Origin of the sequence: Alishewanella sp. WH16-1, from assembly GCF_001441695.1 — a bacterium.
Lineage (GTDB): Bacteria > Pseudomonadota > Gammaproteobacteria > Enterobacterales > Alteromonadaceae > Alishewanella > Alishewanella agri.
Map to the genome: position 1 here is coordinate 68,569 of NZ_LCWL01000147.1, position 13,235 is coordinate 81,803.

At 50.7% G+C, this 13,235-nt stretch carries 11 protein-coding genes and 1 tRNA gene; 6 read left to right on the forward strand and 6 right to left on the reverse strand.

Annotation, left to right across the window (positions count from 1 at the left end; genetic code table 11):
- Complete coding sequence (gene folK, locus AAY72_RS15940; RefSeq protein WP_057788872.1) at positions 1-489, reverse strand: 2-amino-4-hydroxy-6-hydroxymethyldihydropteridine diphosphokinase; 489 nt, start codon at positions 487-489, stop codon at positions 1-3.
- Positions 489-851 (reverse strand): dihydroneopterin aldolase, encoded by a 363-nt coding sequence (gene folB, locus AAY72_RS15945; RefSeq protein ID WP_057788874.1) that lies wholly within the window; start codon positions 849-851, stop codon positions 489-491. The genes folK and folB overlap by 1 nt, the downstream gene beginning before the upstream one ends.
- A 138-nt stretch (positions 852-989) precedes the next feature.
- On the opposite strand from folB, the gene plsY reads away from it, so the two are divergent.
- Positions 990-1,595, forward strand: a complete 606-nt coding sequence (gene plsY, locus AAY72_RS15950; RefSeq protein ID WP_057788876.1) for a glycerol-3-phosphate 1-O-acyltransferase PlsY — start codon at positions 990-992, stop codon at positions 1,593-1,595.
- A gap of 33 nt (positions 1,596-1,628) precedes the next feature.
- Here plsY and tsaD read toward each other — a convergent pair whose 3' ends face one another.
- The gene (gene tsaD, locus AAY72_RS15955) at positions 1,629-2,642 is read right to left on the reverse strand and encodes a tRNA (adenosine(37)-N6)-threonylcarbamoyltransferase complex transferase subunit TsaD (RefSeq protein WP_057788878.1); all 1,014 of its coding nucleotides are present in this window, start codon (positions 2,640-2,642) and stop codon (positions 1,629-1,631) included.
- Between the two features lie 239 nt (positions 2,643-2,881).
- On the opposite strand from tsaD, the gene rpsU reads away from it, so the two are divergent.
- The 4 genes from rpsU (at position 2,882) to AAY72_RS15975 (ending at position 7,176) form a co-directional block, all read left to right on the forward strand.
- A complete protein-coding gene (gene rpsU / locus AAY72_RS15960) occupies positions 2,882-3,097 on the forward strand; it encodes a 30S ribosomal protein S21 (protein WP_008951050.1) in 216 nt (71 codons plus the stop codon).
- Positions 3,098-3,216: 119 nt separating this feature from the next.
- Positions 3,217-4,971, forward strand: coding sequence for a DNA primase (dnaG, locus tag AAY72_RS15965; protein ID WP_057788880.1), 1,755 nt, complete (start codon positions 3,217-3,219; stop codon positions 4,969-4,971).
- Between the two features lie 86 nt (positions 4,972-5,057).
- The gene (gene rpoD / locus AAY72_RS15970) at positions 5,058-6,908 is read left to right on the forward strand and encodes an RNA polymerase sigma factor RpoD (protein ID WP_008985480.1); all 1,851 of its coding nucleotides are present in this window, start codon (positions 5,058-5,060) and stop codon (positions 6,906-6,908) included.
- 191 nt (positions 6,909-7,099) lie between these two features.
- Positions 7,100-7,176: transfer RNA gene (locus AAY72_RS15975), tRNA-Ile, on the forward strand.
- Between the two features lie 244 nt (positions 7,177-7,420).
- On the opposite strand, the gene AAY72_RS15980 is transcribed toward AAY72_RS15975, so the two are convergent.
- Positions 7,421-8,500, reverse strand: a complete 1,080-nt coding sequence (locus AAY72_RS15980; protein ID WP_057788882.1) for a Fic family protein — start codon at positions 8,498-8,500, stop codon at positions 7,421-7,423.
- 232 nt (positions 8,501-8,732) lie between these two features.
- On the reverse strand, positions 8,733-9,434 hold the full coding sequence (locus tag AAY72_RS15985) for a hypothetical protein (RefSeq protein WP_057788884.1): 702 nt from the start codon (positions 9,432-9,434) through the stop codon (positions 8,733-8,735).
- Between the two features lie 234 nt (positions 9,435-9,668).
- On the opposite strand from AAY72_RS15985, the gene AAY72_RS15990 reads away from it, so the two are divergent.
- A complete protein-coding gene (locus AAY72_RS15990) occupies positions 9,669-11,723 on the forward strand; it encodes a S9 family peptidase (protein WP_057788886.1) in 2,055 nt (684 codons plus the stop codon).
- A gap of 3 nt (positions 11,724-11,726) precedes the next feature.
- On the opposite strand, the gene AAY72_RS15995 is transcribed toward AAY72_RS15990, so the two are convergent.
- On the reverse strand, positions 11,727-13,226 hold the full coding sequence (locus tag AAY72_RS15995; protein ID WP_057788888.1) for a GGDEF domain-containing protein: 1,500 nt from the start codon (positions 13,224-13,226) through the stop codon (positions 11,727-11,729).
- Positions 13,227-13,235: the final 9 nt, after the last annotated feature.

Sequence of the window (13,235 nt, forward strand, 5' to 3'; positions counted from 1 at the left end):
TTAGTCACTCCATGAAAAATCAATTGGCCAGAGTTTCTGGGGTTTGTTGTAGGTTTGCCACAAAGTAGCGTAGCTTAGTTGGGTTAACGGATGAATTTGTTCCGCGGCAATTTCGGCCAACGGCCAAAGTACGAAAGCATTTTCGGTTATCTCGCCACGTGGCAGCTCCACTGGCTGCTGACACACCAGCTGATCGTAGGTCAGTAAATCCAGATCCAGGGTGCGGCCACAAAACTTTTCCGCACCACGCACCCGGCCAAATTGATCTTCAATCTGTTTTAGCAGCGTGACGCACTCGGTCAGACTCAACGTCGTTTCAACACCGACCACCAGATTATAAAAAGGATCGCCGTTAAAACCGACCGCTTCACTTTCATACACTGAGGATAAGGTTAAAGCACCAAAATGCTCGGCCAGTTTACGCACACCGGCGCGCACATAGTGCTCCCGGTCGATATTCGAGCCGACACTAATATAAATCAACGCCATTAGCTTAGCGCCTCGCGGCTGCGCCGAATACACACACCAACTGTTTGCGCCGCAGGCACGGCACCCGGTTTATACACGGTGACTTTGACATCCTGGGTCGCAAACTCGCTGAGTAGCAGTTCAGCTACCCGCTCTGCCACACTTTCAATCAGTTCAAGTGGTTGGGCAGTAATCAAAGCAATCACCCGTTCGCTGATCACCGCATAGTCCAACGTATGGCGCAGTTCATCACTGCGGCCGGCGCGAGTCAGATCACAACCAAGCTCCAGATCCAGCAGTAAGCGCTGCTTAATCTGCTTTTCCCAGTTGTAAACGCCGATCACCGTATCAACGGCAAGTTGCTTGATAAAAACGATATCCATCCGGTGAATTCCGCATTGCGTTATTTTTCGTTTCAGGTAGGCTGGTCGGATAGGTGAAATGCAGGAACACCCGTATTCTGCTGCCCGAAAAATGTTGTCGCAATAGTATCGCAAAAATGGGTGCTGAGGAACCACGGAATGACCCTGCTGATCCTGATCATGATGTTAGCTGCGTACCTGCTGGGTTCGATTTCCTCGGCCGTGCTGGTGTGTCAGTTATTTCGTCTGCCGGATCCGCGCTTTCATGGCTCAGGTAATCCCGGCACCACCAATGTGCTGCGTCTGGGCGGTAAACTGCCTGCGGTATTGGTGCTGGTCTTCGATATCCTCAAAGGCACTATCCCGGTTTGGGGCTCGTACTTTCTGAAAATTGAACCACTGTGGCTGGGGATGATTGCGATTTGCGCTTGTTTGGGGCACATCTACCCATTATTTTTTGGCTTTAAAGGCGGTAAAGCCGTGGCTACTGCCTTTGGTGCCATGATGCCGATTGGGCTGGATCTGGCGGGGTTACTGATTGGCACCTGGCTGCTGGTAGTATTACTGACCGGTTATTCGTCGCTCGGTGCGTTAATCACGGTGGCGCTGGCGCCGCTCTTCACCTGGTGGATCAAACCACTCTATACTCTGCCAGTACTGATGCTAAGTATCCTGATTATTGCCCGCCATCATGAAAATATCCGCCGACTCTTCCGCCGGCAGGAAAGTAAGATTTGGGATAAATCCAAGCGGATACGCGAATAACCCGCTTGCCAGAGCGTTGTAGTAAGTGCCGCTTCAGATCGCTGGCAGCAGCTCCAGTGGCCAGCGTGGCGTAACGCCAATTGATAAATCCTGTTGCTGCCCGGCTTTTAAACGCTGATAACCGGCAAAGGCAATCATAGCGCCGTTATCGGTGCAAAACTCCTTACGTGGATAATACACTTCCCCTTTCAGGCTTTGCATTAACGCCGCCAGTTGCTGGCGCAATGATTCATTAGCACTAACACCACCGGCAATCACCAGCCGCTTGTAGCCGGTTTGCTCCAAAGCACGGCGGCATTTAATCAGCAAAGTATCCACCACTGCCTGCTGAAAAGAGGCGGCGATATCAGCCTGCACCTGTACCGAGTTGCCTTCTTTTTGAATCACCATCGAGGCCGCGGTTTTTAAGCCGCTAAAGCTAAAGTCCAGGCCGGGACGATCGGTCATCGGCCGCGGAAAGCTGTACTTAGTGGCATCACCCTGCGTGGCTAACTTGGCCAGTAAAGGCCCGCCCGGATAATCCAGCCCCATCAGCTTGGCCGTTTTATCAAAGGCTTCACCGGCGGCGTCATCTATCGATTCCCCCAGTAACTGATACTGCCCGATACCCTTCACCGCCACCAGCTGGGTATGACCGCCTGAGACCAGCAACGCCAGAAACGGAAATTCGGGGGCTCTCTCTTCCAGCATCGGTGCCAACAAATGGCCTTCCATATGATGAACCGCCAGTGCCGGCTTTTGCCAGGCAAAGGCTAAACTACGACCTAAGGTTGCCCCGACCAGTAACGCACCCGCCAAACCGGGGCCGGACGTGTAGGCGACGCCATCGATATCAGCAGCAGTTAAACCGGCTTCGCTGAGCGCCTGCTTGATCAGTGGCAGGGTTTTACGGACATGATCGCGAGACGCCAGTTCAGGCACCACGCCACCATAATCCGCATGCAGCGGGATTTGGCTATACAATACATGGCTAAGCAGGCCGCGCTCACCATCGTAGATGGCAATGCCGGTTTCATCGCAGGACGTTTCTATTCCCAGTACTCGCATGTATTAAACCTCAATTTCGGGCGTTAAAGCGGGAAAAAGATCGCTAAGTGCAGCACACTTCGCTATACTCCTCGCCCTTAAAAACGTGCATTGTAGCGGCTTGGCGCCCTGGTCGCCAGAGGATCTGATTTAAGATCGCACAAGCGCTTTACTTTAGTGGTGCTTTTTGCGTAGAATACCGCACCATTTTTAATCGTATTGGTTAACGAAAACCAGTTTTGGCCTGAGGTGAGAATTTAATGCCTGTAGTTAAAGTAAAAGAGAACGAACCGTTTGACGTAGCCCTGCGTCGTTTCAAGCGCTCATGTGAAAAAGCCGGCGTTTTAGCTGACGTACGTGCAAAAGAGTTCTACGAAAAACCAACGTGGATCCGTAAGCGCAAGAAAGCTGCTGCTGTTAAGCGTCACGCGAAGAAAATGTCTCGCGAAAACGCACGTCGTATCCGCCTGTACTAAGTTACAGCTGCCGGATAACGGTGCAGGGCTCACCAGCCCTGGTTTAAATGCTTTATCTGCACACCGTGTTCTTCGAACACGGTTTGTCTTTTTCTAAGACCCGAATAAAAAGGACAACAGTGGCAGGACAAATTCCCCGTCAATTTATCGATGAACTACTGGCCCGTACGGACATAGTAGAACTGATTGATAAGCGCGTACCGCTTAAAAAAGCCGGTAGCCGCAATTACACGGCCTGCTGCCCTTTTCATAACGAAAAATCTCCGTCTTTTACTGTCAGCCCGGATAAGCAGTTTTACCATTGCTTTGGCTGCGGCGCACATGGCAATGCCATCAGCTTTATGATGGAATTTGAGCAGCTGGAATTTGTTGAAGCCATTGAAGAGCTGGCTAAAGATCTGCATCTGGAAGTGCCACGCGAAAAAGGCCAATTTAATAACAGACCACAAGCCCAGGCTGATGACTACACGCTAATGCAACAAGCGGCCAGTTATTATCAGCAGCAGCTGCAACAACATCCGAAAGCCGCAGAGGTTCAGGCCTATCTGACCAAACGCGGCCTGAGTGCGCAGAGTATTGCCGATTACCAGCTGGGCTATGCGCCAGAGAGCTGGGATGGGCTGCTGAAGCATTTTAACGCCAACAGCAAAGCCAAACGCGACCAGCTCTACGATTTAAAACTGATTAGCCGCAACGACAACGGCCGCGAGTTTGATTTTTTCCGTGACCGCCTGATGTTCCCCATTCGCGACAAGCGCGGCCGGGTGATTGCGTTTGGTGGTCGGGTACTGGGTGATGGCCAGCCTAAATACCTGAACTCACCGGAAACCCGTCTATTTCACAAGGGCCGTGAGCTGTATGGTCTGTATGAAGCGCGGCAGCAACCGGGCCATCTGGAACGGTTACTGGTGGTCGAAGGCTATATGGATGTCGTGGCATTAGCGGAACACGATATCCGCTTTGCGGTGGCCTGCTTGGGCACCGCCACGACCTCAGATCATTTTCATACGTTGTTTCGCTATACCAGCCAGGTGATTTGCTGCTATGACGGTGACCGCGCCGGTCGCGATGCTGCCTGGCGCGCGCTGCAAAATGCCCTGCCACAACTAAAAGACGGTGTGGAGCTAAAATTTGTATTTTTACCCGATGGTGAAGACCCGGATTCACTGGTGCAAAAAGAAGGCAAAGCCGCCTTTTTAGAGCGGTTGGCACAAGCCAAACCACTAAGCCAATATTTATTTGAGCATTTACTGGCCGAAAGTGACCCCAGCTCTGATGCCGGAAAAACCGCGCTGGCGGCTAAGGCTACTGAGCTGATCCGCCAGGTACCAGGCACCTACTATCAGGAACAGCTGAGCAGCAAGCTGGATAATTTACTCGGCCGCCAAAGCGCAAGTTCCGTCAGAGCACCAGCCAAACCAAGGCCAACAGCACCGTCGACTACGCTTAAAATTACGCCGATGCGCCGTGCCATTGCTCTGCTGCTACAAAACCCTGGCCTGGTACAGGTGATGCCTGATGCACCGGAACTGGCCGAAGCTGCTTTGCCAGGGATTAATTTGTTGCTCAGTTTACAGCAACATATTCTGGCTAAACCGGGAATTACTACTGCACAATTGCTGGAATACTGGAGAGATCTGCCAGAGCATACCATACTGTTAAAGTTAGCAAGTTGGGAACACCAAATTGCCACTGAACAGTTAACGCAGGACTTCCTCGATACTTTTCATTCAATTGAGGATTTATATCTGCAACAGCGGCTGGAAGCGCTGGAACGAAAAGACAAACTGCAGCAACTAACAAAAGCCGAATGGCAGGAATATCATTTGTTGCTACAAGCGCTGAAAAGCAAAAAACCGCGTCCGGTGAGTTAACCGCGGCTGGCTAGAAAAGCCCCGCTTTGTTATAATCGCCAGTTCGCATTTTTAGATTAATCAACTTTGGTGGAAGATAAGTCTCTATGGAGCAAAGTCCTCAGTCGCAGTTAAAACTCCTGATCCTGAAAGGTAAAGAGCAAGGGTATCTGACCTTTGCCGAAGTAAACGATCACCTTCCACAAGACATTATCGACTCTGATCAGATCGAAGATATTATTCGCATGATCAACGATATGGGTATTCAGGTATTCGAAAGTGCCCCTGATGCCGATGATCTGATTATGTCTGATGCCACCGCCGATGAAGATGCGGTGGAAGAAGCTGCTCAGGCGCTGGTCAGCGTAGACAAAGAACTGGGTCGTACTACCGATCCGGTGCGGATGTATATGCGCGAAATGGGTACCGTGGAGCTGTTAACCCGCGAGGGCGAAATCGATATTGCCAAGCGCATTGAAGACGGGATTAACCAGGTACAAACCTCCGTAGCAGAATATCCGGAAGCCATTACCTACCTGCTGGAACAGTGGGATAAATACGAAGCGGAAGAAATCCGCTTAAGCGATATCGTGTCTGCTTTCGTTGACCCGAATGAAGTCGATGATGCGCCGGTAATGGGCAGCAATATCGGCTCTGATCTGCCGGAAGAGCACCAGGATGACAGCTCTGACTCTGACGATGATAGCGACGAAGACGGCGACAGTGACAGCGATGATGGCGATAGTGGCCCGGATCCGGAGCTGGCGAAACAAAAGTTCGCTGAGCTGCGCGCCCAATACGAAGTGACCCGCAACTCAATTGTGCAGAACGGCCGCGAGCATGCCACTACCAAAACCGAAATTGAAAAGCTAAGCGAAGTATTCCGCTGCTTCCGCCTGGTACCTAAGCAATTCGACCGCCTGGTTAAAAACATGCGTGAGATGATGGACCGGGTGCGGGTGCAGGAACGGTTGGTAATGAAACACGCCGTTGAATACGCCAAGATGCCGAAGAAAAACTTCGTTAAAGCCTTTACCGGCCACGAAACATCGACCGCCTGGGTTGATGCGGAAATCAGTGGCAGCAAACCGTATTCAGCAAAATTAGCCGAAGCCAAAGACGAATTATTCCGCTGTATTGAAAAGCTGAAGAAGGTCGAAGAAGAAACCGGCCTCAGCATCTTTAAAATTAAAGATATCAACCGCCGGATGTCGATTGGTGAAGCCAAAGCCCGCCGCGCGAAAAAAGAAATGGTAGAGGCGAACTTACGTCTGGTCATTTCGATTGCCAAAAAGTACACCAACCGTGGCTTGCAATTCCTGGACTTAATTCAGGAAGGCAATATCGGCCTGATGAAAGCGGTAGATAAATTTGAATATCGCCGTGGCTATAAGTTCTCAACTTATGCAACCTGGTGGATCCGTCAGGCCATTACTCGTTCTATCGCTGACCAGGCGCGGACCATCCGTATCCCGGTGCATATGATTGAAACCATCAACAAGCTGAACCGGATTTCACGGCAAATGCTGCAGGAGATGGGCCGCGAACCCTCACCAGAGGAATTATCAGAACGGATGCAAATGCCGGAAGATAAGATCCGCAAGGTACTGAAGATCGCCAAAGAGCCGATTTCAATGGAAACGCCGATTGGTGATGATGAAGATTCGCATCTGGGCGACTTTATCGAAGACTCCAGCGGTGAATCACCACTGGACTCTGCGACCATGGAAAGCCTGAAAAACGCTACCAACGAAGTACTGGCCGGCTTAACCGCCCGCGAAGCCAAGGTTCTGCGGATGCGCTTTGGTATCGATATGAATACCGACCATACGCTGGAAGAAGTGGGCAAACAGTTTGACGTAACGCGTGAGCGGATCCGGCAAATTGAAGCCAAGGCCCTGCGTAAGCTGCGCCACCCTTCACGCTCTGAAGTACTAAAAAGCTTCCTGGACGAGTAATTACAGCTCTGTCCGCTAGAAACCAAAGGCGCTTTTTAGCGTCTTTGGTGTTTTAAGCGTTTTCAGCGTAAAAAAGCAGCAACCAATTGAAGTTAGTGTCAGAAGCCGGATGACAAAGTTAGTAAAAGTTTTTATACTTCCTCGCGTTTGCATGGTCCCATAGCTTAGGCGAAAGGCGGTCATACAATTCAGGCCCCATAGCTCAGTTGGTTAGAGCACTCGACTCATAATCGATCGGTCGCTGGTTCGAGTCCAGCTGGGGCCACCATTTCAAGCTTCGCTTTCATGCTGTCCCACAGCGGACTGCTCTCGCTTCCTTAACAGCGTTCTAGAATCAGTATCTATTTTTCACTATTCTGTTTTTGGCTGCGATCACTAATTTCTCTGACAGTCCATTCGGGCAACGTAATAGGTATAGTTAATGCCATTGTCACGCAGCTCGTCACACAGGTTCCAACGTTTTGTACAATATCCTTGTTGGTCATAGTTTACTCTTAATACTTCAATCTAATTTAGCCGTGTGCGGTTAATAGCTCGCATAAGGGCTGGTTAATATAGTAATTGCCACGGCCTATTTTCTGTTTCTGTAAAAACCCATGCTCAACCAGCAACTCCAGATACTTCGTCGCCGTAATACGACTTACACCTAATTCCTCAACCAGAAATTCGATCTTGGTGTAGGGGTGAGAAAACAGATTATTTAATAGCTCCTGGCGATAAATTTTCGGTAGTTTCTCGCGCAGCCGGTGTTTTACACCTCGCATCAAGGCTTTGATATTGATGATCAGGTTGATGGTATCTTGAGCAGTAACCGTAATACCGTCCAGCATATACAGCAGCCATGGCTCCCAGTTACCCGTTTCACGCACCTGCTGCAATTGCGTGTAGTAATCTGCTTTATGCGTAATAATAAAACGGCTTAAATACAATACCGGCAGGTTGAGCAAGCCTTTTGCTACCAAGTACAAAATATTGATAATGCGCCCGGTACGGCCATTGCCATCATAAAACGGGTGAATACTTTCAAACTGATGATGGATCAGTGCCATCTTAACCAGTGGATCAGCGTCACACAGGCTATCGTCATTGATATATTGCACTAAGTTAGCCATAAGCTGGCTGATCTCGGTCGCATGTTGCGGCGGTGTATACACGACTTCACCAGTACGGGCATTTTTTAATGCTGTGCCCGGTAAACGGCGTAAGCCTGCCTGATTATGCTCTAACTGTTGCTGTACGGCTAAAATATCATCCAGCCTGATTAAGCCGGTTTGCCTGACGGTAACAAAAGCTTGTTTCAGTGCGAAGGCATAGTCCTGCACTTCTTTCGTTGCAGGATTGGTTAACGCTTCTTCAAACAAGTTGGCTTTGTAAAGCTCATCGTGGGTGGTGACAATATTTTCCACCTCCGAGCTGTCTTTCGCTTCTTGTAAGGCGAGAGTGTTAATTAAGATAGTTTCATTCGGGATACTGGCAGCTACCCCTTTAAGCTCTGCCAGATAACGATGGGCTTCAGCCGCTTTTTTTAACACATTGCGGGTTTCCCAGTTAGCAATATCTGCCAATGGCAACTGAGGTAAGTTATTATGCATAGAAAATCACTTTTTCTACTCTTGTGGTGAGCAATATACATAGAAAAACGCAAAACTTATACATAACGCAATCTAAATGTATAAAAAACAGAAAAAGCTATACATAAATTCCGATAGCAACGACTTCAAGCATATTGCTCCCTCATATAGCCTCGCTTAACTCTGAAAGCACCTGGTCCAGCGAGCTTACGCACAAAAAACCACTTGGCGAACCTCAAACCAAGTTTTTACTCTACAATCGCTTCAAACTAAACTGCACCTGCACCCCAGCCTGACGATATAAGCCTGTTAAATACTGCTGTAATGACTGGGCTAAATCGTCCTGTGGGCAATCGCACCATAACAAAAAGTGTGGCGGCATAACGCTGCGCTCTTGTTGTGGTGGCGGGTTACAATCACTGCGGATCACAAAGTTAGCCGGTCCGGGCAAGGTCAACCGGCTTGGGATTATGCCGCGAACAGTGATCTGCCGGCTCAGATATTGGATCTGGGTACTTTCATCGGCCTGGCCGCTAAATTGCTCGGTAAAGTCATCGATTTGCATTGGCAAGCGTTGCTGTGGCAAGCCAAGCTGCTGCAGTAAGGCGGGGCTGAGCCAAAGATCATTATTGCCTGTTGGCCCCAACCAGTCAGGCTGGAAGATAAAACTTTGCTGCTCAAAACAGTACTGCATTACCAACACTGGCTGCATACCAGTGCCCTGTAATTGCAACAGCTGACTATCAAAGCTGGTGACTGCCCGATTACGGATATCGAGGCTGAGAAAGGCCTGTAACTGCTGCGCTGACGGTAACGGTGACAATGACGCAGCATCTTTCCCGACAGCTACCGCAGTAGCCGTTTGTGGTGTTACCAGCCAGAGTTGCCCGGCAGCCATAGTCTGCGCGCCGTAAAGCAAGGCACTGAGCAGTAAATAAGCGATAAGGTTACGCATCAGAACTCTCCCGCGTTAATCTGGCAACAGGTCCGCTAATACCAGCGAAACCGGCGCTAATTTGTACAGACAAGCAAAGCCTAGTCAGGCCGCAATAGCTTTGCCAGCATCCAGATCAAAGAAGCTGACGCTTTCTTACGATGGTCCTGAAAATTATGAGCTTTGCCGGATTTTTAGTTGCAGTGCGGTATGGAACAGGTAAGGTACAGACAAAATAATCACGCAAGAGGTTTTATGAAACTGTTACCCCTGGCTGGCCTATTAGCCGCAATCAGTTTTGCACCTGCGGTGCTGGCAAGCAGCGCAAATATCAATACTGCTACGCCACTGCAAGCCGAAGATATTTTCCGTCTGGCTGGTGCCAACGATGTACAAATCTCGCCTGATGGCAAACGTGTTGTCTATGTACGGCAGCAAAATAATGTCATGACTGATCGTACCGAGAGCAGCTTATGGTTACTGGATCTTGATACCGGCGCCCATTCGCCGCTGTTTGCCGATAATTTTAGCTACAGTCAGCCACGTTGGGCGCCGGATAATAACCGTATTGCCTTTGTTTCTGAACGTGATGGCAGCAGTCAGATTTATGTGTATTGGTTGAAGGAGCAAAAAACGGCAGCAATTAGCCAGGTGCAGTTGCGTCCCGGTCAGCTTAGCTGGTCGCCGGATGGTCAGCAGATTGCCTTTATGGCAGACGTACCCGCTCCTGCCACCGAGTTTGCCAAAAGTGTTTATCAACCGAAAAAACCCGCTAACGCGAACTGGGCCGCCAGCCCCATCGTGGTCGAGCGTACTTATTATCAGGCAGATGGTCGCGGCGTTATGCGATCTGCCTACACCCAGATTTTTGTACTACCGGCTGATGGTGGCGTAGAGCGACAGCTCACCACTGGTGCTTTTGAGCATCGGGGGCCCTTAGTCTGGACAACCGATAGCCAAAACCTGATTTTCTCCGCCAACCGTCATCCGGATTGGGAGTTACAAAGCCGCCAGGCCGACTTATATCAGGTGAATCTGCGCAATCAACAACTGACCCAGCTGACCAGCTTAGACGGTGAAGAAGCGGAACCAGCGTTGTCGCCAGATGGTAAAACGCTGGCCTTTACCTTTACCCGGCCGGATGCCGTATCTTACGTTAACAGTAAACTGAAGCTGCTGGATCTGGGTTCACGGCAGATCCGGATGTTGGCAGCTGAGCTGGATCGTAGTGTCGAAAATCCAAATTGGGTTAGCAATAACACCCTGGTATTCCAGTATGCTGATCGTGGCCTGACTAAGGTTGCACAAATCAGTACCCGCGACCGCATGACCGACTTAGTCTCAGATCTGGGCGGTACCAGCTGGGGCCGGCCATACTTAAGCGGCATGTATAGCGTCGCCAGCAATGGCACCTTGGCTTACACTCAGGGCAGCAGCCAGCGCCCGGCCGAAGTGGCCGTGTTTCGGAATAAGGCCAGCCGCACCCTTACCGATCTCAATGGTGGGTTGTTGGCACAGCGTCAGCTCGGTAAGGTGCAGGAGATCCGCTACACTTCGACTGCCGGCAATGAAGAAATCCAGGCCTGGTATATTACGCCGCCTGATTTCGACCCCAGCAAAAAATATCCGCTGATCCTGGAAATTCATGGTGGACCACATCTGGCCTATGGTCCGCAGTTTGCTGCTGAGCTACAACGCTATGCCGCTGAAGGTTATGTGGTGTTGTATAACAACTACCGCGGCAGTACCAGCTATGGCGAGCGCTTTGCGATGCTGCTGCACTACAATTATTCCTCTGAGCATGACTTTAAAGACCATATGTCGGGGGTCGATGCGATGCTGGCGAAAGGCTTTATCGATCAGAATAACCTGTTTATCGCAGGCGGTTCGGCCGGTGGCATTGCAACCCTGTATGCGGTAGGTTTAACCCAGCGTTTTAATGCCGCTGCTGCGACCAATCCGGTGGTTAACTGGACCTCAAAAGTACTGGCTGCCGACAGCTATGTTGGTCAGATCCGCAATCAGTTCCCCGGCACACCCTGGGATGAACAGGCGCATTACTGGCAGCGTTCACCGTTGTCTTTAGTGGGTAGTGTCAGCACGCCGGTGTTACTGTTTACCGGTGAAAAAGATCGGCGCACGCCTATTGCCGAAACCGAGCAATACTATCAGGCGCTGCAGTTACGGCAGGTTGATAGTGCCATGGTGCGGGTACCCGATGCTTACCATGGTGTCACTAACCGGCCGTCATGGTTAATTGCCAAGGTGGAGCATGCGCTGGCCTGGTTTAAGCGCTACCGCAAGGACTAAACCTTAGTTCAACAACTGCGGTGCCGGCATAGCCCGGCGCCGCTGCTTATCCTGATACATCGCCACATCGGCCAGACTAAGCAGCAAATCCAGCTCCCGGCTATCACCACTATGCCAGCTGACGGTGCCGATACTGGGCCCGTGATACAGCACCTTATGTGTGCCTAACGAGTAAACACCACTGCATGTTTGCCGGATCCGGTTCACCAATAATTGCGCCTGCTCTTTCGAGATTTCCTGCGCCTGACATAACATCACAAACTCATCGCCACCCTGGCGGGCTACAAAGTCACCTTTACGTAAACACTCACTCAGCCGCTGCCCCACCTGGCGTAAAAATTCATCACCGGTTTCATGCCCGAACTGGTCGTTAATCTGCTTAAATTTATCTAAATCGACAAAAATTAAATAAAACCCGAGTTGCTGACGGTTACCACGGGCAATTAAACGTTCCAGCTCTTCCAGCAAATAGCGGCGGTTTGGCAGCCCGGTCAAAGCATCATGCCTGGCGTGATACGTTAACTGTTCATTTAAATCAGAAAGTTGCTGATGCTCCTGTAAGCGCGTTGCCAGCAATGACAAGGTATTGCCGATCCCGCTTAACATCAGCTGCTGTTCGCCAGTCAGGTGATCGTTAGCGCTGATCACCAGCAACCCTGCAACCACACCCTGCGCATCATAAATATTGAGTAACGAGCTGTGGCTACCACTGAACTGCGGTGGGCAGGTCGCACCAGGGAGAACCTGTATATTCGAGCCTGTCACGGAAAGATCGGCCTGGCTAAGCCAACTCTCCAGTTCAGCCGCAGGTGCCGTCTCCTGCCACAGCCTTTGCTGTTCGGCGCCGGTGCTAAAAGTAAAAATATGCTGCCATTGACCGCTTTGCCGCATTAAATCCGCGACCTGCTCTACCGCCAAAGGCAACGACTGAGCAGCAACGGCAAAATCACTTACCGCAGCCAGCAACTTGACGGTACTTAGCTCCCGCTCGGCGCGGCTGGCGCGCAGCAGGGTGCTTTGTTGCTGCCTGTCGCGTGCCCACTGCACACTGATTAACTCGGCACACAGTTGTAAAATTTGCAGCAATTCCGGCCGATCCTGCAGCTGTAATTGCTGGGAACTAGCACCACAAAGTGTGCCGCAAACCTCCCCCACTGCGTCCACGACCGGCACACTCATATAGGTTTGTAATCCCAATTTTTTCGCCGCTGCCGAGTCCGGCCAGGTTGCAGCTACATCGCTGGTTATAAAACGGCCACTTTCCAGTGCTCTTTTGCATAGGGTGTCATGCCAGGGCACTTCCAACCCTTCCGGTAGTTGGAGCTTGCCAGCATTTAACACATACTCAATACGTTGCACACCGGCCGGAAAATTGATACTGGTCAGGTAGGTCGACTCCAGCCCGGTAAGTTGCTGAATTAAGCGCAGCATCGGGCGGGTCAGATCTTCTATTGAATTGGCGCCGGCGACATAGCCAGCCAGCAAACTAAGTTGTGAGTCCATCCCGCTCCT

Excerpts from the sequence above, each read along its gene's own strand:
- folK (WP_057788872.1), bottom strand. The coding sequence starts at position 489 with ATGGCGTTGATTTATATTAGTGTCGGCTCGAATATCGACCGGGAGCAC.
- folB (WP_057788874.1), bottom strand. The coding sequence starts at position 851 with ATGGATATCGTTTTTATCAAGCAACTTGCCGTTGATACGGTGATCGGC.
- plsY (WP_057788876.1), top strand. The coding sequence starts at position 990 with ATGACCCTGCTGATCCTGATCATGATGTTAGCTGCGTACCTGCTGGGT.
- tsaD (WP_057788878.1), bottom strand. The coding sequence starts at position 2,642 with ATGCGAGTACTGGGAATAGAAACGTCCTGCGATGAAACCGGCATTGCC.
- rpsU (WP_008951050.1), top strand. The coding sequence starts at position 2,882 with ATGCCTGTAGTTAAAGTAAAAGAGAACGAACCGTTTGACGTAGCCCTG.
- rpoD (WP_008985480.1), top strand. The coding sequence starts at position 5,058 with ATGGAGCAAAGTCCTCAGTCGCAGTTAAAACTCCTGATCCTGAAAGGT.
- AAY72_RS15980 (WP_057788882.1), bottom strand. The coding sequence starts at position 8,500 with ATGCATAATAACTTACCTCAGTTGCCATTGGCAGATATTGCTAACTGG.
- AAY72_RS15985 (WP_057788884.1), bottom strand. The coding sequence starts at position 9,434 with ATGCGTAACCTTATCGCTTATTTACTGCTCAGTGCCTTGCTTTACGGC.
- AAY72_RS15990 (WP_057788886.1), top strand. The coding sequence starts at position 9,669 with ATGAAACTGTTACCCCTGGCTGGCCTATTAGCCGCAATCAGTTTTGCA.
- AAY72_RS15995 (WP_057788888.1), bottom strand. The coding sequence starts at position 13,226 with ATGGACTCACAACTTAGTTTGCTGGCTGGCTATGTCGCCGGCGCCAAT.